General features: G+C 47.2%; 18 protein-coding genes. 15 read left to right on the top strand and 3 right to left on the bottom strand.

Annotation, left to right across the window (positions count from 1 at the left end):
* Positions 1-168 precede the first annotated feature (168 nt).
* From ndhO to RID53_RS16000, 5 genes are all read left to right on the top strand, one after another.
* On the top strand, positions 169-387 hold the full coding sequence (ndhO, locus tag RID53_RS16020; protein ID WP_446389047.1) for an NAD(P)H-quinone oxidoreductase subunit O: 219 nt from the start codon (positions 169-171) through the stop codon (positions 385-387).
* A 141-nt stretch (positions 388-528) separates the two neighbouring features.
* Entirely contained in the window at positions 529-1,497 is a 969-nt protein-coding gene (gene mdh / locus RID53_RS16015) for a malate dehydrogenase (RefSeq protein WP_446389046.1), read from the top strand.
* Positions 1,498-1,710: 213 nt separating this feature from the next.
* Positions 1,711-2,271: a Uma2 family endonuclease gene (locus RID53_RS16010; RefSeq protein ID WP_446389045.1), complete on the top strand. Its 561-nt coding sequence runs from the start codon at positions 1,711-1,713 to the stop codon at positions 2,269-2,271.
* A gap of 251 nt (positions 2,272-2,522) precedes the next feature.
* Positions 2,523-3,299 carry a hypothetical protein gene (locus RID53_RS16005; RefSeq protein WP_446389044.1) on the top strand — a complete coding sequence of 259 codons (777 nt, stop codon included), beginning with the start codon at positions 2,523-2,525 and terminating at the stop codon, positions 3,297-3,299.
* Positions 3,296-3,943, top strand: a complete 648-nt coding sequence (locus RID53_RS16000) for a hypothetical protein (RefSeq protein ID WP_446389043.1) — start codon at positions 3,296-3,298, stop codon at positions 3,941-3,943. The genes RID53_RS16005 and RID53_RS16000 overlap by 4 nt, the downstream gene beginning before the upstream one ends.
* Before the next feature lie 244 nt (positions 3,944-4,187).
* Here RID53_RS16000 and xseB read toward each other — a convergent pair whose 3' ends face one another.
* Entirely contained in the window at positions 4,188-4,451 is a 264-nt protein-coding gene (xseB, locus tag RID53_RS15995; protein ID WP_446389042.1) for an exodeoxyribonuclease VII small subunit, read from the bottom strand.
* Positions 4,452-4,583: 132 nt separating this feature from the next.
* Here xseB and RID53_RS15990 point away from each other — a divergent pair, with 132 nt between their 5' ends.
* The 6 genes from RID53_RS15990 (at position 4,584) to RID53_RS15965 (ending at position 7,496) form a co-directional block, all read left to right on the top strand.
* Positions 4,584-4,904: a 2Fe-2S iron-sulfur cluster-binding protein gene (locus RID53_RS15990; RefSeq protein ID WP_446389041.1), complete on the top strand. Its 321-nt coding sequence runs from the start codon at positions 4,584-4,586 to the stop codon at positions 4,902-4,904.
* Between the two features lie 30 nt (positions 4,905-4,934).
* On the top strand, positions 4,935-5,129 hold the full coding sequence (locus RID53_RS15985; RefSeq protein WP_446336492.1) for a hypothetical protein: 195 nt from the start codon (positions 4,935-4,937) through the stop codon (positions 5,127-5,129).
* Positions 5,129-6,187: a DUF3326 domain-containing protein gene (locus tag RID53_RS15980; RefSeq protein ID WP_446389054.1), complete on the top strand. Its 1,059-nt coding sequence runs from the start codon at positions 5,129-5,131 to the stop codon at positions 6,185-6,187. Before RID53_RS15985 ends, RID53_RS15980 begins: the two co-directional genes overlap by 1 nt.
* Positions 6,187-6,780, top strand: a complete 594-nt coding sequence (locus RID53_RS15975) for a CPBP family intramembrane glutamic endopeptidase (RefSeq protein ID WP_446389040.1) — start codon at positions 6,187-6,189, stop codon at positions 6,778-6,780. The genes RID53_RS15980 and RID53_RS15975 overlap by 1 nt, the downstream gene beginning before the upstream one ends.
* Before the next feature lie 165 nt (positions 6,781-6,945).
* The gene (locus RID53_RS15970; protein ID WP_446389039.1) at positions 6,946-7,212 is read left to right on the top strand and encodes a ribbon-helix-helix domain-containing protein; all 267 of its coding nucleotides are present in this window, start codon (positions 6,946-6,948) and stop codon (positions 7,210-7,212) included.
* Positions 7,209-7,496 carry a type II toxin-antitoxin system RelE/ParE family toxin gene (locus RID53_RS15965; protein WP_006100885.1) on the top strand — a complete coding sequence of 96 codons (288 nt, stop codon included), beginning with the start codon at positions 7,209-7,211 and terminating at the stop codon, positions 7,494-7,496. Before RID53_RS15970 ends, RID53_RS15965 begins: the two co-directional genes overlap by 4 nt.
* Before the next feature lie 178 nt (positions 7,497-7,674).
* Here the strand turns inward: RID53_RS15965 and purN are convergent, their stop codons facing one another.
* Positions 7,675-8,334, bottom strand: a complete 660-nt coding sequence (gene purN / locus RID53_RS15960; RefSeq protein ID WP_446389038.1) for a phosphoribosylglycinamide formyltransferase — start codon at positions 8,332-8,334, stop codon at positions 7,675-7,677.
* Positions 8,335-8,461: 127 nt separating this feature from the next.
* Here purN and RID53_RS15955 point away from each other — a divergent pair, with 127 nt between their 5' ends.
* The gene (locus RID53_RS15955) at positions 8,462-11,866 is read left to right on the top strand and encodes a UvrD-helicase domain-containing protein (RefSeq protein ID WP_446389037.1); all 3,405 of its coding nucleotides are present in this window, start codon (positions 8,462-8,464) and stop codon (positions 11,864-11,866) included.
* Positions 11,867-12,173: 307 nt separating this feature from the next.
* On the opposite strand, the gene RID53_RS15950 is transcribed toward RID53_RS15955, so the two are convergent.
* Positions 12,174-12,818: a TetR/AcrR family transcriptional regulator gene (locus RID53_RS15950; protein WP_446389036.1), complete on the bottom strand. Its 645-nt coding sequence runs from the start codon at positions 12,816-12,818 to the stop codon at positions 12,174-12,176.
* 469 nt (positions 12,819-13,287) lie between these two features.
* Between RID53_RS15950 and RID53_RS15945 the strand changes: the two genes are divergently transcribed.
* From RID53_RS15945 to RID53_RS15935, 3 genes are read left to right on the top strand one after another with little or no spacing between them, the layout of a single operon-like run.
* A complete protein-coding gene (locus RID53_RS15945) occupies positions 13,288-14,661 on the top strand; it encodes an efflux RND transporter periplasmic adaptor subunit (RefSeq protein ID WP_446389035.1) in 1,374 nt (457 codons plus the stop codon).
* A gap of 53 nt (positions 14,662-14,714) precedes the next feature.
* Positions 14,715-17,882 (top strand): efflux RND transporter permease subunit, encoded by a 3,168-nt coding sequence (locus tag RID53_RS15940; protein ID WP_446389034.1) that lies wholly within the window; start codon positions 14,715-14,717, stop codon positions 17,880-17,882.
* Positions 17,883-17,920: 38 nt separating this feature from the next.
* Positions 17,921-19,906 carry an FAD-dependent oxidoreductase gene (locus RID53_RS15935; RefSeq protein ID WP_446389033.1) on the top strand — a complete coding sequence of 662 codons (1,986 nt, stop codon included), beginning with the start codon at positions 17,921-17,923 and terminating at the stop codon, positions 19,904-19,906.
* Positions 19,907-19,981: the final 75 nt, after the last annotated feature.

Here is a 19,981-nt window from a genome sequence, read left to right as displayed (position 1 = left end):
GGGTGCGGGTTTAACTATTATTTTAAATAGGGTTAATGGTGGCTGTGTTCAGTTTATGGCGCTAAAGCGCAACTACAAGCGCAACTACAAGCGCAACTACACTCAGAGGTTAATTATGAGGGATAATGGCTGGAAAGCGTTTACTCATATCGATATTAGGGATAAGTAATGGCAGGCAAACTCAAAAAAGGCGCATTAGTGCGCGTAAATCGCGAAACGTTGGATAATAGTGTGGAAGCTACAGCCAGTGATACTCGCTTTCCTCCTTATATTTTTGAAAGTGATGGGGAAGTGGTCGATATCCGGGGTGACTATGCCTTTGTCAAGTTTTATGTACCCACCCCGAACATTTGGTTTCGTCTCGACCAACTCGAAGTCACTAGCTAAAGTAGTAGCGTGACACGCCTAATTTGATCCATTAGCCTGGTCAAAAATCCAGGCTTGCGCCCAAAAAAAGCTGTAAAATTGCGCCATGTTAGCTGTGCCACGTTAGTTGTATCGTCGCGATCGCAGAATCGATCTATAGCCATGGCATCTTCCTCGAATTTACCTATCGCTTGCAATGATCACCGCGTCACCGTGATTGGCGCGGGTCACGTCGGTAGCACCTTGGCGCACCGGATTGCCCAACGCAATTTGGCAAATGTGGTACTTTTAGATATTGTTCCCGGTATTCCCCAAGGCATTGCCCTGGATTTAATGCAGGCACAGGGGATGGATTGTCACAACCGCGAGATTCTTGGCACCAATGACTATATGGATACCACCGGATCGGATGTGGTGATCATCACGGCGGGTTTACCCCGTAAACCGGGGATGAGTCGAGATGATTTACTTAAAATTAATGCCAAGATTGCGGTTGAGGTGGCGGAAAAAGCGATCGCGCGATCGCCGGATGCCTTGTATATTATTGTCACAAATCCTCTGGATGTGATGACCTACTTGGTCTGGCAAATATTAGGATTACCCGCGTCACGGGTGATGGGAATGGCGGGAATGCTGGATTCTGCCCGTTTCCAAACCTTTATTGCGATGGAATTAGGGGTATCGATTGCGGATGTCAGTGGGTTAGTCTTAGGGGGTCATGGCGATTTAATGGTACCCTTACCCCGCTACTCCACAGTGCGAGGGATTCCGATTACTGAACTGATGGATGAGGAAACAGTTGATCGTTTAGTGGATCGAACTCGTCATGGTGGCGCAGAAATTGTGAATCTGATGAAAACTGGGGGGGCGTATTCCGCGCCTGCATCCTCGACTTGCGCGATGGTGGAAGCCATTTTACATAATCAGTCGCGACTTTTGCCCGTGTCATCCTACCTAGATGGGGAGTATGGTTTAAAAGATATTTTCATTGGTGTCCCAACGCGGTTAGGATGTCGAGGTGTGGAAAAAGTTGTGGAACTTAACCTCACGGATACCGAACTCGCCGCCCTGCATACGTCAGCCGAATCGGTTCGTAAAAATATTAAGCGGGCGCAGGAAATGTTGGCTTAATTGTCATTTGTCATTTGTCATTCGTCATTTGTCATTCGTCAAAACACTGATTTCACGGATTTATTGGAGAGATGGGAGTAGGGGGATGAAGGATTAGTCACACGGATTACACTGACAGGTTAGTTATCTATTAACAAAGGATGAAGATGTATACGGAATTAATATCATTTGTCCTTTGTTAAGGATGACTGAAAATACGGATGATTGATAACTATGGCATACGCGATCGCGAATTCCCAGGATTCTCAGGTTGAGTCTCCAATTTTCTCTGTCCAAGACTATTTGCTGAATCCCCCTGACCATACAGAATGGGTAGATGGTCAGTTGGTGGAGAAGCAAGGGATGACAGCCAAACATGGTCGAATTCAAGCACGATTAGCTCGATATTGGGGAAATTATAAAGAGGAGCAGAGTCTAGGCGGAGATGTTTACACGGAAACGCCATGTTGGACAGGAGAACGAGGGCGTCGCCCTGATGTATCTTACCTCACTCCGGAACTGGTGGAACAATTTGGGGAATTTACAGTTTTATCCCAAAGTTTTCCCTTAATTGCTGAGATTATTTCACCGACAGATGGGGCGGAAGAGGTTTTTAGTAAGGTCAAAGAGTATCTGCGATCGGGGTGTCAGGAACTTTGGTTAGTGTTTCCTGAGAGTCAATGGGTTTTGGTGATTACACAACAGCAACAAGTTTTATTTAATCAGGGTGATATTGTCAGGACACAGCAGGTGTTAGATGGGTTTGGTGTGGCGATTGATGATTTGTTGGCGTGAGTAGCGATTGTTCAAATTAGCACTAGACCTGTTCATCAAATAGAGAGAATTCCTATATGTAGTAGGTGGGATCGCTAATTGAGGACATAAACCCCTAGATAGAGTATTGTCAGCTAATTAGCAGATAAGTCTAATTCGTCACGCTTATTGATCAGGATATACCAATCTTGCTATGCTTAACTTATGAGAAAAATAACTAAACCTATGATTTAGTTATTATTTAAGTTTTTAATTTAAGGTATTATGATATTATGCAAGATGGATCAATTCAACTTATTGTTGAAAATAAAAATCACATTCAGATTATATCTTGGATTCTAGAAGCGGCTAATTATCCTCTAGATAAGATTAAAATAAATGCAGTTGCTAAAAGTAACCTCAAAACTTTCTTGCAAGGATTACCTCCCGGTATTACAAGAAGTTGTGCTGTTTTAGTTAACTGTGATGCAGCAAGTATTCCAGAGGCTTTAGACAAGGCTCACAGACGGTTAGGATATCCTTCTGTACGAGTCTTTTGTGCTATTCCAGAAGTTGAGGCTTGGCTGTTCGCCGATGAGATTACAGCTATAGAAAACGCCAAAACTCAATGGGGAATTGAAGTCTCACCTGCACTGCCGTTACCCGAAGACATTAAAAGTCCAAAAAGTCATGCAGAACTAGCTTTTGGCAAGACTATTAGTTCTTGGCAATTTGTGAAAAATATCAATATTGATAGAGCGGAGGCAAGATCACCTTCACTGCGGAACTTTTTACAAGGTCTTGATCGCTTATTAGCTGCACAACCAACACCTCATTTTGAAAGTGTTTCCCGTAATATTAGTCGGGATGTTTTTGCTGGGCTTATTCGTGAAATCATTCCGGCAACTACGGTCATTTGGAAAACGGCAACAGGAGAGATGTTTACAGCAGAAGAACTCCGAAAGCAAATTGAAGAAGGTACAGAAATTGGGCAGCAATATGCATCGGATGTACTTAGAGTAGCACGAGATTTTATGAAGCGAAAAGCGAATCGGAGAGAATCTGAATGATCGTATTTGTCCCCGCTTATGACGCATCGACTCAAGCAAATATCGCTATTGCCAAGCTAATTATAACAGAGGATTGTGTCACACTTTTTGAAAAGAAAGCAACACGTAAAGAACTTATCGCCGTATTGTCTAAAGCTGATGTTTTGCCTGTCTTTGCCATGTGTCATGGTGTTCGTAATGCCTTGAAAGGTCACAATGGTGATGTGGCTTTGTCCTGTGGTGATGTACAACTGCTAAGTCAACGTACCGTTTATGCTTTTGCTTGTCATACGGCAAATGAACTCGGTAGATCAGCGGCAGACATAGGAGCTATTTGGTGGGGATATTCGGACACAATTTCATGTGCTATTGATTCATCGTCCGTGATTCCAATTTTTACTGAAATTTTTATCTTCATTCGAGATAATTTTCAGGGAGCAAGATCTTCACAAGATAGGCAGAGGGTTATTGAGCAGCTTAAGCAGATGTGTGAGCAAGCAGAAGCTCAGGTAGATAAAATTGATGCTCAAACTGAGATTACTGATATTACAGAAGTGTATATGACACTGCGTCATATATGGGACAGATTACGAATTTGGGTTCCTGGAATTCAAGTTCCAGAACAACATCCTGATGCATCAAGCCCTTCTCTCCCTTGGGGGTGATTAGACATTTTTTTGCATCAACTAATCATAAATAAACCTTAATAATTAATACAATTAAAAGCGATAATTTCTAATCACCATCTGCAAGATATAACAAATTTCAAGGATTATCAATCTTGCCCACCCTACATGAAATCTGTAGGGGCGCAAGGCTTGCGCCCTTGATAATGTACATCACCCAACTGTAAAACGCTAGATTGAACAAGGTAATTTGTTATCGAACAGATGGGTAAAAAGTTAGAGATCAAGTCGGGGAATCTGACTCATCTGTTAATGTCTCAATCAACAAATCCATTTGCTGTTGTCGCTGTTGCAAAAACGCTTCACATTGACGCAAATACTCGACAGCCGAGGCAAATTGGTCAAATACCTCGGCTAATTCCAGTTCCCCTCGCTCGATTTGCTCGATAATCGTTTCCACCTGAGCCACTGTCGCCTCATAGTTCCAGGAAGGCGGGAGGGAGGGGTCAGCCGGGTGGGTACGAGAGGATGCGATCGGATCAACCATGAAAATCTAGAGTGTCGGTCTCGTAATAAACTTTAGGATAGCCTGGAATCCGACAACAAACGTTAAAATAATCCCGGTCAATATTTTTTCCCGAACCGGGAAAGTTAACCTGGAAAGCCGCTAAGAGGTACAATGTCCAAGACTTACACCGTCGAAATCAATCACCAAGGTACAACCCACACGATAGAAGTCCCAGAGGACAAAAAAATTCTTCAGGCTGCGGAGGAACAAGGGATAGATTTACCCAATTCCTGCAATGCTGGCGTTTGTACAACCTGTGCCGCTAAAATCATTGAGGGTTCTGTTGATCAAAGCGAAGGGATGGGACTTGGACCGGAATTGCAAGAGGAAGGGTATGTCTTGCTTTGTATCGCCTTACCGCGCTCTAACCTGAAAGTTGAATCCGGTAAGGAAGACGAGGTGTATGATCGGCAATTCGGTCAACCGTCTTAATCATTCATTGTAATTTACCCCACAAAGAAAATGACAACTCACTTCATTACTGCTGAAATTGACCTCCAGGAGTCACCCAAACAACTCCATCAAGCCATTGAGACAGAACTGCAAAAACAGGGAGAACCCCTGCGTTGGGCGGTTACATCTGTGGATACTCAGGAGCAAAAGGCTCAGGTTGAAGCAATTGTCACCAAGACTAATTCTCAACCGTCCACCCCTTAATTATTGTGCGTCCATACACCGTTGTTTTAATCATTCCCACAGGAATTGGCGCATCCATTGGTGGCTATGCGGGAGACGCTTTACCCGTCGCCAGAGCGATCGCTCAAGTCTGCGATCGCCTAATTACTCACCCCAATGTCCTCAATGGCGCTCAACTCTATTGGAATTTACCCAACGCCCTCTATGTCGAAGGCTATGGGCTTGACAAATTTGCCGCTGGATGCTGGGGATTACAACCTGTGCATCAAAATCGGGTGGGATTAATTCTCGACCAGGGGATTGAACCGGATCTGCGTTTGCGCCATCTGCAAGCGGCTGATGCCACCAGAGCCACCCTGGGACTGAATCTGACCGACTACGTAATCACCGACGCACCCCTGAATGTGGAACTGCGGACAGCGCCATCGGGGGCGAGTTGGGGTACGATTGGCAATCCCGATAGTTTGTTGCGATCGGCTGAAGTGCTGATTCAACAGGCAAAGGCTGACGCGATCGCAGTAGTGGCTCGTTTTCCCGATGATCTCGGAAGCGAAGCCCTAGAAGCATACCGACAGGGACAAGGAGTCGATCCTTTGGCAGGTGCAGAAGCCGTGATTAGTCACCTGATTGTGCGAACCTTCCAAATCCCCTGCGCCCACGCCCCAGCTTTAATGCCTCTTCCCCTAGAACCCACCTTGTCGCCGCGATCGGCAGCCGAGGAATTAGGCTATACATTTCTACCCTGTGTGCTGGTGGGATTAAGTCGCGCTCCGCAATTTCAGGTGACACCGCGTCAACCGGGAGCAATTTGGGCAGAGGATGTGGATGCGGTAGTGATTCCTGCTAGTGCCTGTGGTGGTAGTGCCTTGTTAAGCTTAAGTCAGTTACGGACTCAAATTATTGCCGTTGAGGATAACCAAACCTCAATGCAAGTGCCTCCAGAACCTTTGGCAATCAAAGCGGTGCGAGTACACTCGTATTTAGAGGCACTGGGTAGGTTAGTGATCCATCGCGCTGGAATTAGTGCCGATGCTCTGAGTCCCTCCCTGTCGTCTATGCATAACTTATCTATATATTAGTGACTAAACAGCTTCCCGATAACCCTGACTTTGACTCCCTCACCCGCACCCAAGTATTAGTTGCCATGGGGATAACGGCGGTTGTTTTACTCGTCGTGGCTAAACTCTGGCTGAGATTTGGGTCGGTGACACTGTTATCCCTAGACTTTACTGTAGAAGGATTACTCATCGGATTAGGTATAGGCGTGGGAATTACCGCGATGAGCAGCGTAGTCTATCGCCTCTGGTCAGGCTACCGTAAAAGTGCTGACGTTTACCTCAACTTGGTTTTAAAGCCGTTGGTATTACCGGATTTGATTTGGTTGGGGTTACTTCCAGGTATGAGTGAAGAGTTGTTATTTCGGGGAGTGATGTTACCCGCCATTGGTTTGAATGCCGTGGGTGTGATTATTTCTAGCTTGGTATTTGGCGTTTTACATTTGAGTGGTTCCCAACAGTGGCCCTATGTGGTTTGGGCAACGATTGTGGGAGTGTTACTGGGGATTAGTGCTGTCGGTACAGGGAATTTGCTGGTTCCGATTGTGGCTCATGTGGCGACCAATTGGCTGTCTAGTTTCCTCTGGAAGTTAGGACATCGAGAGGTTGAAGCGTAGATCCTTGGATAGATCCCCGACTTTTTGAAGCCATTTTAATTTTTCGATTAGCTTTGATAAGAGAGCGCGGGAGTTGGAGGAGAGAATTGCTGAGAATTTAGCACAAATTTTGAATTTTTGAGCAGTTAGTACAATAAAGTTAATGATTTTAGGGGGTTGGAGAGGATGAATATTACATTTAAACCAGAAGAGGAGCAGTTGATTCAAGAAAGGCTCAAAAGTGGCAAGTATGGAAGCGCTTATGAGGTGATTGTTGAGGCGTTGCGATTACTTGAAGAACGCGATAATCAGTATCAAAAATGGCTGCAAGAAACGCGGGGGAAAGTAGCGGTTGGTATTGCACAACTTGATAGAGGAGAAGGAATTGATGGGGAGGTGGTGATTGCTAGGTTGCGGGAGAAGCTTCACAAAGCGGGTGAAAATCAAGAATGAGCCGTTACATTATTTCTCCAGAAGCGAGTCAGGATTTAGATGAGATTTCTGATTATTTTTTGAGTCGGAGTCTAGCGGCTGGTGAACGGTTTGTAAATGGGTTTGAGCAGAAATGTAAGAACTTGGTGAAGTTTCCTAATATAGGGCGTTCTTATGCTGACATTGAACCGTCGTTACGGGGTGTTCCTCTCTTAGGTTACATCATTCTTTATCGAGTGATTGAGGATGGCGTGGAAATTGTGCGGGTGGTGAGTGGGTATCGGGATTTAGAATCGTTGTTTTAAGTGTACCCAAGTTCACTCTCAGGACTTACGCAATTGTCACAGGTAATCGTTTTCCCCTTCCTTTTAGTCTAAACTCCAGTTAGCTGGTAGGGGCGGGTTTCCCAATAATCGGGTTTTGCTAATACGATGGCAATAAACCCGCTCCGATCAAGGTTTATAGTAGGCGATGCTAGGATTTTTAGCGCTGAAGCGCAACTACGAGCTGGGCGATCGCTTGGGGTAAAATACGATGTTCCTGGACTTGAATTCGGGCGTGTAGCGTCTCTGGTGTGTCGTCAGGAAGCACGGGAACGGCGGCTTGAATTAAAATGGGTCCACTATCGACTTCTGGGCTAACTAAGTGAACGGTACATCCGGTAATTTTCACCCCAGCGGCTAAGGCTTCTTCTTCGGCGTGAATGCCTTTGAAACTGGGTAGTAGACTAGGATGAAGGTTGAGGATGCGATCGCGAAATGCATCAATCAAGACTGGCGTGACAATTCTCATCCAACCTGCCATAACCACGAGTTCAACTTGATACTGTCTCAATGTCTCAACAATTTGAGCATCGAGGGCTTCCCGTTTTTTGTAATCCCGGTGATTATGGAGAACGGTGGGAATACCGAATTTTTCGGCTCTGGCGAGGGCTTTGATCCCAGGATTATTGTAGATCATCACTTGAATTTGAGCATGGAGTTGCCCATCTGCGATCGCTTGGGCGATGGCTTCAAAGTTGCTACCACTTCCCGATACCATAATTCCTAGTTTGACAGGAGGCGTTTCTGGGGCAGGTTTGGGAGTAACTGCTGGGGAAATGAGACTAGGGGTTGTATTCGGCGCTGGGGTATGGCTGGTCATAGAGAACTACAGGAATTACCAACAGTATCATAATTGTCGGGTGGCTTCTCCCCGATACAGTCTTGCCTCAAGATAAGATACCCTGTACTAACATAGCCAAACTCTTACCCTTCTGCCTCAGCTAGCCATGACTCAATCAACTGACTTTCTGACGCACCTCAATCCCTCTCAACGTCGCGCCGTCGAACATTTCTGCGGTCCCTTGCTGGTTGTGGCGGGGGCGGGTTCGGGTAAGACGAGGGCGTTAACCTACCGCATCGCCAATCTGATTCTCACCCATAAAGTCGATCCCGAAAACATTTTAGCGGTTACCTTTACCAATAAAGCCGCACGGGAGATGAAATCCCGGATTGAAACCCTATTCGCCCAGCAACTCGCCGCCCAAACACGGGGTCAGCGTTTGGAGTTACTTCCAGAACTTGAACAAACCCAATTGCGATCGCGTGTCTATAAAAAATACATTAAACCCTTGTGGATTGGTACGTTTCATAGCCTGTTTGCCCGGATTCTCCGCTATGACATCAATAAATATACCGATGAAAAAGGACGCCAATGGAAGCGTAATTTTTCCATCTTTGACGAATCCGATGCCCAAACGCTGGTTAAAACCATCGTCACCAAACAATTAAACCTAGACGATAAAAAATTTAACCCCCGAACCATTCGCTACGCGATTAGCAATGCCAAAAACTTAGGCTTATCGCCCCAAGCCTTTGAAAAAGAACAATCGAATTATAGAGGTCGAGTTACGGCTGAAGTTTATCATCATTATCAAGACCAGTTAGCGGCGAATAACGCTCTGGACTTCGATGATCTAATTTTAGTCCCCGTAAAACTCTTCCAACAAAACGAATCCGTCCTGGGATATTGGCACAATCAATTTCGCCATATTCTCGTGGATGAGTATCAAGATACCAACCGGATTCAGTACGAACTGGTACACCTATTAACCACAAACGGCGAACCAGAAAAAACCCAATGGGATTGGCGCGATCGCTCCGTATTCGTCGTCGGTGATGCCGATCAGTGTTTTCCACCCGGAACTAAGGTTTTGACCCCCGCCGGAGAGAAACCCATTGAAACCTTGAACGTGGGAGACCAAGTTCTATCACCAACCGGACAAAAACAACTTTACCCGCATCAAATCACTCATATCCAAAAAGGATACTTTTGTGGAACTCTCTGGTCAATTCGGGCAGGTGAACAGGTATTACGGGGAACACCTCATCATATTGTTCTTGCCAGAATGACACCCATTGAAGGACATTATTATGTATATCTGATGTACCGAGCCGATCGCGGCTATCGCATCGGCATCACTAAAAGTTCACGTCACAATGATTATCGATGCGATGAACTCGGCTTTAAAGTTCGTATTGCCCAAGAAAATGGGGATAAGCTTTGGGTACTGAAAACCACGACGTCTTATGAAGAAGCGGCTTACTATGAAGCCTATTATGCGGCTAAATATGGGTTGCCAACGCTAGTATTTCATGGTAAAGGTCGGCGCATGCGCCTGAATGATGAGTGGATTTTTCGCCTATACCAAGAAATTGATACCATCACCAACGCTCACCGATTAATGCAGGATCTCTGGCTGCATCCCGACTTTCCCCACTACCGTCCTCAGAATGGTTTGCGCCGACAGACATTGAATCTGGTTATGTTTGGTACACCTCGATTAGACAATAAAAAATCGGCGAGTTATCACCGCATTCAATGGTGTTCTAATCGTCGTGATATTGCAACCAACTTAGAAGCGGCTGGCTTTTCCATTCGTTCTGGGAAAAATAGCCGGGGGTATCGAGTTGAAACCGCGAGAGTTTCCTACAAAGAAGCGGTAACTATGGCGCATTCTATTGCAGATGCAGGTCAACTGGAAATTCAACGCAAAGCCTTAATTAGTGGCACAAGTTATTATTTTATGCCTTTATCTCATCTCCACCCCGGAATGAAAGTGCTAGTCGAGGTGGATGATACCTTAACAGAGGTGGAAATTGAGCAAGTTTGGCAAGATGAGTATGAGGGAGACGTGTATGACCTAGAAGTCGATGTGGCTCATACTTATATAGCGAATCGTATGCTAGTCCATAACTCAATTTATTCCTTTAGGATGGCAGATTTCACCATCTTATTGGGATTTCAGCAAGACTTTGGTGATGGGTTGCCTGATGAAACGACCCGCACCATGGTTAAATTAGAGGAAAACTATCGCTCGCGCGAAAATATTCTCCAAGCCGCTAACTATTTAATTGAACAAAATACCCAGAGAATTGACAAAATCCTAAAGCCCACACGCGGTTTTGGGGAAGCCATTTACTGTCATCACGCCGAGGATGAGTTAGAAGAGGCTCATTTTGTTGTTCAACAAATTCTGAAACTGAATCAACAAAACCCAGAACTAGGCTGGGGCAGTTTTGCTATTCTTTATCGGACGAATGCCCAATCTCGTCCGTTAGAAGATGCGCTGCGCGGTCGAGTGCGTTATGTGATTATCGGGGGATTGAAGTTCTACGATCGCAAAGAGGTTAAAGATGCCTTAGCCTATCTAAGAACGATTGCCAATCCCAGTGATACTGTCAGTTTATTGCGAATTATCAATACACCACGACGGGGTATTGGTAAAGCCACAATTGATAATTTAGTGCTGGCGGCTCAAGAATTGGGAACTCCCCTCTGGGAAATTATCCGGGATGAAACCTCGGTCAATACAATTGCGGGACGTTCGGCTAAAGCGGTTAATCGGTTTGCCCAATTGATTAAGCAGTGCCAAGAGAATACAGAAAACTTAGAAGCCGCAGAAATTATTAAGTTTATCATGGAGGAATCGGGATATATTGATGACCTAAAAAACCAAGGCACAGACGAAGCGGAAAACCGATTGGAAAATATCAATGAACTCTATAATGCTGTCGTTCAATTTCAGGAAGAAAATGATGATACCAGCCTAGAAGGATTTCTGGCAAATGCGTCTCTGGCGTCTGATTTAGATAATTTGGAAGATGGACAACAAGCGGTATCGTTAATGACGCTGCACTCGGCTAAAGGATTAGAATTTCCGGTTGTGTTTCTGGTGGGTTTAGAACAGGGACTTTTCCCTCATAACCGGACGATAGATGACCCGGTTGCTTTAGAAGAAGAACGCCGTCTCTGTTATGTAGGAATTACTCGCGCCCAAGAACAACTCTTTCTTGCCCACGCCCGGGAACGTCGCCTCTATGGGTATCGTGAACCAGCGGTTCGGTCTCAGTTTTTAGATGAGTTACCTGAAGACTTAATTAGCAGTACCTTGGTGAAAGTGAAACAGCAAACGCCTTCTGCCTCAACTGTAAATCCGTCAAAATCCTCGAGTTCAACGGCAAACTCGAAAGAGTGGAAAAAAGGTGATTTACTGCGTCATGACACCTTTGGCGTCGGAGAAGTGACCCATGTTTTTGGTTCGGGAAATAAAGTGAGTATTGCGGTTAAATTCCCCAGTTTAGGGCAGAAAATTCTTGACCCGAAGCGAACCAATATACAACGGGTGAATTAGTGCTTTATTTCTCGTTGGGTTAGAGTAGGGTTACAGCATTGCCGTAAGCTATTTGGCATTTAAACCTTAATGTCAGTCAAGAATTGCGTAATCCTTGTAGTGCGTTTAGCGAAGCCATGCCGCAGGCTTTGCATCTTGCTCGCTACTAATACCAAGCTGCGTTCAAAGATAGCAGATAGAGTAGATGGGGTGAGAGGGTGAGGGGGTGAGAGGGAGATGGGGAGATTGGTGAAAAAGAAAGTTCTACATTAGACTGCAACTGGGTCTTCAAGAAGAATCCTATACCTCAGCTTCTAATTTTTTGAATTTAGATCCTCCTATGAGTAGAATCAGCGCGTATTCCTGGCGTCAAAAAATGAACCAACCGTGAAACAGTCAGGTGAATATGTTTAGGTGAATCACCTTGGAGAAGAGCATTGGGTTTTCCCGCCTCAGTCGCCACTCGAATTAATGCGGCGATCGCCAGATCGAATTTCCAGGAGAGTTCGGTTCGAGACTGATCAGGTAGCGATCGCTGGAGTGTGTCGAGAAAAACTTGATGACTTGCTTGAAATTCCTGCCGTGCGATCGTTTGAATGGGTTCAGGTTCAGTGCGACAACGCCCCATAAACTGAGCGCGGTTCATGCCGTGTTCTTTGCAACTTAGCACAATTTGCAGGGGAGGCGTGAGTAAGGCTTCCAGAATCGCTTCAACGCTGGGTGGATCATTCTGGGCTTGGCAATGGGCAAGTCGTTCGAGTTGAGCCGCGACAACGGGTTTGGCTATTCGAGATACAACAGCACGAAATAATTCTTCTTTCGAGCCAAAGTGATAGTGAACCGCCGCCAAGTTGACTCCTGCTTCACGAATGACACAGCGAAGCGAAGTCCCCGCAAAGCCCTGATTGGCGAATAACCGTTCTGCCACATTGAGAATCTGTTCTTTTGTATCGGTCTGAATGGGGGGATTCATAGTCTGTCCGGTTAAATATTGACTCGGTGAAAACAAGGCAGAAGGCAGAGGGCAGAGGACAGAAGGGAAAGAGCCAGGTAGAAGCCAATGACGGACATGATATCATATTCGACTAAACCTATGACTCGATCTAGCCTAAAGGACTATTTTTCCTAGAAGTCCCGTTCAATAAGGGCTAGAGCAGATTTTTTATCCTTACTCTTGCAATTGTTTCAAACATACGTTTTAATATTATCAAACGAACGTTTGAATCAAAGGTACTGGCTTGTTCCCTCTCAAGGTTAGCCCCCTATGTTGAACCCTAAGTCAGTGTGGGCTGATAAGAAACCCTGAAGGCATTCTAGTTGAGCCAATCATCAGCCATTTACAAGTCTTAGTGGAGACAGCCACGGCTAGCAACGGTTATTTAGATATATTGGGCTTAATTAAAACAAACGTTTGAATGATTTATAGACCTATGTTAGATACTATGACTTCACACTTCCTATCGCCTGACCCATCTGCGGCTGACTCTTCTGGCTCATTTAATACCTGGAGACGGTTTCGCCGTCAGCATCCCCGTTTGCTCGTCATATTAGGAGCGACAGGCGTGTTATTGCTGGCTGGGATATCAATTGCCACTTGGCGTCTAACGAATCAAGCACCGCAAACCGTGGAATCTAGGGCGTCGCAGATTTTACCCGTAGAAACACTCACGGTTCAACCTGTCGATAGCTATCAGGTATCCCGCACCTATACCGGGGAAATTGCGGCACTACGAGCCAGCGATTTGGGCTTTGAGCGTAGTGGGGAACTCGTCCAAGTCTTAGTCAAAGAAGGCGATCGCGTGGCAACCGGACAACCCCTGGCTCGCCTTGATACCCGTAATCTACAAACCCAGCGTCAACAGCTTAACGCCGAAAAAGCCCGCGCTCAAGCTCAACTGGTGGAACTCAAAGCCGGTCCTCGCCCAGAAGATATTAATGCCGCCCGCGCCGCCGTGCGCGATTTAGAAGAGCAACTCAAACTGCAACAAGTGCAGCGCCAGCGGCGGGAGTTTTTGTATCGTGAGGGGGCAATCTCGAAAGAAGAACTCGATGAATATACCTATGGCGCCCAAGCATTAGAGGCGCGGTTAGAACAAGCCCGCAGTAACCTCGAAGAATTGCTCAATGGCACCCGTTGGGAACAAATTGCCGCTCAACAAGCCGCCGTGCATCAGCTTGATGCCAGAATTGCCGATTTAGACATAACCATCGCCAAAAGTACCCTTAAAGCACCGTTTGCCGGAATTGTGGCAACCCGCCACGTTGATGAAGGGACAGTGGTGAGAGCGGGACAGTCGGTGATTAATTTGGTCGAAAATGCCGCTCCCGAAGCTCGTATCGGTATGCCCAAAGGGATGGCGAACTCGTTACCAATCGGGAGTTCTCAAACCGTACAGATTGGTTCTGAGAGGTACACGGCGACGGTTTCCTCCATCTTGCCAAAAGTCAACCCAGACACTCGCACTCAAGTCGTCGTGTTGGATTTAGAGCGTTCGGCGATTTCTCAGATTAATCCGGGACAAACCGTGCGGGTGGATTTAATTGAAACCATTCCCACACAGGGATATTGGCTACCCACAGAAGCGCTCAGTCAAGGAATTCGGGGACTATGGATCTGTTATGTATTAACTCAATCTGAGAATACAGAGCCAGGACTCTACGAAATCCAACAGCAATCCGTCGAGATTCTGCATCAACAGAGCGATCGCGTGTTAGTCCGAGGCACATTGCAAGCTGGCGATCGCATTGTGGCTAATGGGACTCATCGACTCGTACCTGGGCAAAAGGTTCGTCCCATCGGTGTTATCCAGGGTTGAGGAGAAAATTTCCCTATTCCCTATTCCCTGTTCCCTGTTCCCTAATTACCAACATGGTTCGCCCATTTTATCGCAATATTCGCTTACTCATTCTCACGATTATCATGATTATTGCCTGGGGCATCTCGTCCTTTCAATCCCTACCCCGGCAAGAAGATCCAGAACTCATTTCGCGCACCGCCGTGGTTAAAACTGCCTATCCTGGTGCCAATGCTCAACGGGTTGAAGCCTTGGTTACGGAAGTCTTAGAAACGGAACTGTCGGAAATTGAAGAAATTAAAACCCTAGAATCCAACTCTCGGGTCGGATTTTCCACGGTATCCGTTGAGCTAGTCGATCAAGTCACCAATACCCAGCCAATTTGGTCGAAGGTGCGAGACGAACTCGATGATGCCTCTGCCCAGTTTCCTGCGGGGGCGGGAGTTCCAGAGTTAGATGAGGCGAAAATCAAAGCTTACACGATTATCGCCTCTATCACCTGGAACCAATCTGATGAACCCAACTATGCTGTCTTGCGCCGCTATGCCGAAGCATTAGCCGTACTTATGCGGGGCGTTGAAGGGACTCAAGAGGTGGAACTCTTCGGTGATCCGAATGAAGAAATTGTTGTGGAAGTCAATGCACCTGATTTGGTAGCAGTGGGACTTTCGCCTCAGCAGTTGGCAAATCAGGTTAATTTAAGTGACGCCAAAGTAACTGCTGGTCAACTTCGTAGCCCTGAACAAAATCTGACGATTGAGGTGGAAAGTGAGTTAGAGACGCTGGAGCAAATCCGTCAAATTCCGATTCAAACCAGCACTAATGGTCAGTTTACCCGTCTGAGTGATATCGCCCAAGTCAATCGCGGTATTCGGCAACCCCCCACTGACTTAGCCTTGGTTAGTGGCAAGCCAGCCGTTGTGCTGGGTATCCTGATGAAGTCTGGATTACGAATTGACCACTGGGCAACGGATGTTCGCCAGCAACTGGACGCATTTAGCGATCGCTTACCTCAAGGAATTCGTCTAGACCTAATTTTTGACCAAAGTGAATATGTGGAGCAGCGAATTGGCAGCCTGCTGTCTAACCTGATATTTGGTGCCCTGCTGGTTGTCGCCGTGGCGCTGGTGGGTATGGGTTGGCGCTCAGCCCTCGTTGTCGGAGCAGCGCTACCGCTTACTGTGTTTGCCGTGTTTGGCTGGATGACTGTCGTTGGGGTTCCGATTCAGCAGATGTCGGTGACGGGGCTGATCATTGCCTTGGGATTGCTGATTGATAATGCTGTAGTGGTTGTCGATGAAATTCAGGTTGAGATGCAAGCCGGGGAAAACCCCCTCTCAGCCGTCACCAAAGCCGTTAACTACTTGAAGGTGCCTTTGCTGGCGTCCACCGTAACCACCGTACTCACGTTTCTACCGATTTACCTATTACCGGGTCCAGCCGGGGAATTTGTGGGTTCGATTGCCCTGAGTGTAATTCTATCCTTGATTTCCTCACTGGCGCTCTCGCTGACGATCATTGCTGCTTTAGCTGGGCGCATGTTAGCTCACAGTCGGGCAAAAGCCGCCCAATTTGAACACCAACGTCAGTCTCAACGAAATGTATTCCAATCGATGCTACTGGTTCTGATGCAGCCGGGAGCCTGGTGGAATGAAGGACTTTCCTCACCACGATTGGGGCGTGTCTATCGCTGGACATTAAATCGGATCACGGCTAAACCGTTACTGGGGATTGCGCTGACGATGCTGGTGCCTCTGATCGGATTGATCACGGCTAGAACGCTGGATGAGCAGTTTTTCCCCCTCGTTGATCGCGATCAATTTCAAATTGAAGTCGAATTTGCTCCCCAAACCGCGATCGCTCACACCCAAACCCAGATGCTCCAAGCCAGGGAGATTATCCTGGCACATACCAATGTAGAAGACGTTCACTGGTTTATTGGCGAAAGTGCGCCTAAATTCTATTACAACTTTACCGGATCACGGCAGAATCAGTCCCATTATGCTCAGGCGATGGTGCAACTGAATTCAGCCCAAGGAGCGCAATCGTTAATTCACCAACTGCAACAGGAATTAGATCGAGAATTTCCTTCAGCTCGTATCCTCGTCCAACAGCTTCAACAGGGACCTCCCTACAATGCTCCGGTTGAGATGCGAATCTATGGAGCCTCTTTGCAGGAGTTGAGGCGGTTGGGGATGGAAGTGCGGCGAATTTTAGCGGAAGTCCCGGATGTGATTCATGTCCGCGATGATTTGAGTGAAGCCCTGCCTAAACTAGGTCTTTATGTGGATGACGAACAGGCAAAACAGGCGGGTTTAAATAATACCGCGATCGCGCAACAACTGGAAGCGTATTTGGAGGGCGCGGTTGGGGGTTCGATTCTGGAGGCGACGGAAAGTCTACCTGTGCGGGTACGGTTAACGAATACCGATCGCGCTGATTTAAGTCAAATTGCCTCGTTGGATTTGCGTCCAGAACAGGCAAATGACCGGGATTTTCGTCCCACCTCTGCTCTAGGTGAGTTTAACCTGCTGCCGGAGTTGGCAAACATTGCCCGTCGGGAGGAACAGCGAGTGAACACGGTGCAAGCGTTTATCACGGCGGGTGTCTTACCAGCAACTGTCCTGAGTGACTTGCAACACCAATTAAAAGCTAGGAACGTTGAACTACCACCAGGATACCGATACGAGTTTGGCGGTGAATATGCCGAACGCAACCAGGCGGTTGGGAATTTGCTGTTGTATGTTCCCTTATTGGTACTGGTAATGATGACAGCGCTGGTGTTGTCCCTAGGTTCATTTCGACAGGCTGGAATTATCGCGGTTGTAGCGATGGGTTCCATCGGCATGGCGCAGTTTTCCCTCTGGGCATTCGGTTCGCTGATGGGCTTCATGGCGATTGTCGGCACGATGGGTTTGGTCGGAATTGCGATTAATGGGGCGATTATCGTGCTGTCTGCCTTTAATGAAGATGAACGGGCGAGTCAGGGCGATCGCCAAGCGGTTGTAGAGGTGGTGATTAAAGCCACGCGCCACGTCCTAACGACCACAATTACCACAATGGTTGGATTTATTCCCTTACTGATTAGTGGCGGTTCCTTCTGGCAACCCTTAGCCATTGCGATCGCGGGGGGGATCGGGGGTTCACCCATCCTAGCATTGTACTTCACTCCGGCGGCTTATTTGTTGCTACATCGACGTGAACACCAATCAAAGCCAAGGACTCTATCTCTACAAAATTAATCAATACGAATGACAAATAACAAATCAGGAGATTTCTCATGTCACAAACTATAGATGTTCTAGTTGTAGGCGCTGGTCCAACGGGAATGACTGTCGCCATTGAACTTGCCCGACGCAACATCAGGGTGCGAATCATTGAACGTCGCACTGAGCCATCCACGCGCAGTAAGGCACTGGTCGTTCATGCCCGCACATTGGAGTTCATGGATATTCTCGGTGTTGCTGACGAGATGGTTCGTCGCGGCTATACCTCACCCGGCATTGACTTCAGCGCCAACGCCAAAACTCCACTGCGAGCCAATATGTACGGGCTGGACACGCGGTTTCCCTATATCCTGATTCTGCCCCAAGCTGATACAGAAGCGATTATGGAACGCCGCCTGAATGAACTGGGTGTGGAAATTGAGCGTGGGCGTACACTGACCAACTTTACCGAAACGGAGGATGGCGTGCGCGGTACGGTTGAATGTGCCGAGGGAGGAACCGTCGAAATTGAAACCCACTACCTCGTTGGTGCGGATGGAGCGCATAGCACCGTGCGAAAAACGCTTAATCTGCCCTTTGAAGGATCGTCCTATGACTGGACTGCCTTTCTCGGTGATGTTCACCTGGACGGACATGCTGCTGAAGGAGGAACCGAGCAACATTCCAACGATCGCGGGCTTGCCTTTATCGTCCCCTTTAAAGACGGTTCCCACCGAATTGTCACCATTGATAGTAAGTATCAGAGCGATCGCAAAACACGAGAGTTGAAGCTCGAAGAGTTACAAGAGTCGATTAGCGCGATTCTGGAAAAACCTGTGCAGTTGAGTGAACCCAAATGGCTGACGCGCTGGGGTTCTTCGTTGCGCCTTGCCTCTTGTTATCATGTTGGTCGTGTCTTCCTCGGCGGTGACGCGACCCATACCCACAGTCCGGCTGGCGGTCAGGGGATGAATACGGGCATTCAAGATGCCTTTAATCTCGGTTGGAAGTTGGCGTTCTTTGTCAAGGGCGTAGCACCGCAGGCACTACTAGAAACCTACAATCAGGAGCGGCACACAGTTGGCAAGCGTGTGTTATGGACGAGCGATATTCTGTTGCGTAGTCTACTGTTGCGCCAACCCTTGTGGCGATATCTGCGTAAAGCGCTGTTTCGCATATTCATTCCCCTGCCGCCGATACAGCGAAACCTTGCCCTGAATCTGTCGGGCTTGGGCATTCGCTATGAGTCGGGAAACGGGGAAATGACTGGCGCACGGATACCGGATATGGAACTGATGAGTGCTGAAAATGAACGAGTGCGCCTTTATGAACTCCTAAGCTTTCCTGGCTACACGCTTCTCCTGTTCATCGATCCCAACCAAGCACAAGAGGCACGAGAGGCGATCGCCCAGATTGTGGAACAGGCTGACGAGATGCTGAAGCCTCATGTCATTCTCAACAACGGTTTGCCAGAGTTTCATGATTTTAACGCCAACATGCTGGTTGATTATCGCGGTGATTTCGAGACGAAGCTTGGTTCGCAAACGGGTCGCGTGATTCTGGTGCGTCCAGATGCTTATGTTGCCTGCGATCTTACCACTCTCAATGCTGATGCCTTTAAACAGCAATTGCCGCAGTGGAAAACGACGACAATCGAAAAAAGCGATCTCAGGACTGAGAAACAAAATCAGGACACAAGCACAACCCAACCGACTCGATGGAAACAAATTTTAGTTTGGGTATTACAAATTGCCGCTGCGATCGCCTTCTTTCTGGCAGGTGGTTCAAAGTTTGCAGGAGTCGAAAAGATGGTGTCCCTATTTGCTGACATTGGTTGGGGTCAATGGTTCCGCTACTTAACGGGCGTATTGGAAGTGATCGGTGCCGGGCTGATTTTGCTGCCACGCACGGCATTTTTAGGTGGCTTGCTGCTGGCTTGCATTATGCTCGGTGGCGTCTTTACCCATCTGTTCCTGGTTGGCGGTAGCCCAGTACCCGCCATTGTTCTGTTCTGCATTACTGCTGGCGTAGCTTGGCTACGGCGACCCCAAATCCAGTAAATCATGCATTGTGTCTGTGCGATCGCCTGAGCATCGTCTGTCGATCACCTAGAACACTGACCAACTGATGAATAT

Source organism: Coleofasciculus sp. B1-GNL1-01 (assembly GCF_040220235.1).
Taxonomy (GTDB): Bacteria; Cyanobacteriota; Cyanobacteriia; order Cyanobacteriales; family Coleofasciculaceae; genus Coleofasciculus.
Note: the sequence above shows the minus strand (reverse complement) of the source record. Positions and strands in the feature narration are given on the sequence as shown.

Coding starts and splice junctions, on each gene's coding strand:
- ndhO (WP_446389047.1), top strand. CDS start 169: ATGGCAGGCAAACTCAAAAAAGGCGCATTAGTGCGCGTAAATCGCGAA.
- mdh (WP_446389046.1), top strand. CDS start 529: ATGGCATCTTCCTCGAATTTACCTATCGCTTGCAATGATCACCGCGTC.
- RID53_RS16010 (WP_446389045.1), top strand. CDS start 1,711: ATGGCATACGCGATCGCGAATTCCCAGGATTCTCAGGTTGAGTCTCCA.
- RID53_RS16005 (WP_446389044.1), top strand. CDS start 2,523: ATGCAAGATGGATCAATTCAACTTATTGTTGAAAATAAAAATCACATT.
- RID53_RS16000 (WP_446389043.1), top strand. CDS start 3,296: ATGATCGTATTTGTCCCCGCTTATGACGCATCGACTCAAGCAAATATC.
- xseB (WP_446389042.1), bottom strand. CDS start 4,451: ATGGTTGATCCGATCGCATCCTCTCGTACCCACCCGGCTGACCCCTCC.
- RID53_RS15990 (WP_446389041.1), top strand. CDS start 4,584: ATGTCCAAGACTTACACCGTCGAAATCAATCACCAAGGTACAACCCAC.
- RID53_RS15985 (WP_446336492.1), top strand. CDS start 4,935: ATGACAACTCACTTCATTACTGCTGAAATTGACCTCCAGGAGTCACCC.
- RID53_RS15970 (WP_446389039.1), top strand. CDS start 6,946: ATGAATATTACATTTAAACCAGAAGAGGAGCAGTTGATTCAAGAAAGG.
- RID53_RS15965 (WP_006100885.1), top strand. CDS start 7,209: ATGAGCCGTTACATTATTTCTCCAGAAGCGAGTCAGGATTTAGATGAG.
- purN (WP_446389038.1), bottom strand. CDS start 8,334: ATGACCAGCCATACCCCAGCGCCGAATACAACCCCTAGTCTCATTTCC.
- RID53_RS15955 (WP_446389037.1), top strand. CDS start 8,462: ATGACTCAATCAACTGACTTTCTGACGCACCTCAATCCCTCTCAACGT.
- RID53_RS15950 (WP_446389036.1), bottom strand. CDS start 12,818: ATGAATCCCCCCATTCAGACCGATACAAAAGAACAGATTCTCAATGTG.
- RID53_RS15945 (WP_446389035.1), top strand. CDS start 13,288: ATGACTTCACACTTCCTATCGCCTGACCCATCTGCGGCTGACTCTTCT.
- RID53_RS15940 (WP_446389034.1), top strand. CDS start 14,715: ATGGTTCGCCCATTTTATCGCAATATTCGCTTACTCATTCTCACGATT.
- RID53_RS15935 (WP_446389033.1), top strand. CDS start 17,921: ATGTCACAAACTATAGATGTTCTAGTTGTAGGCGCTGGTCCAACGGGA.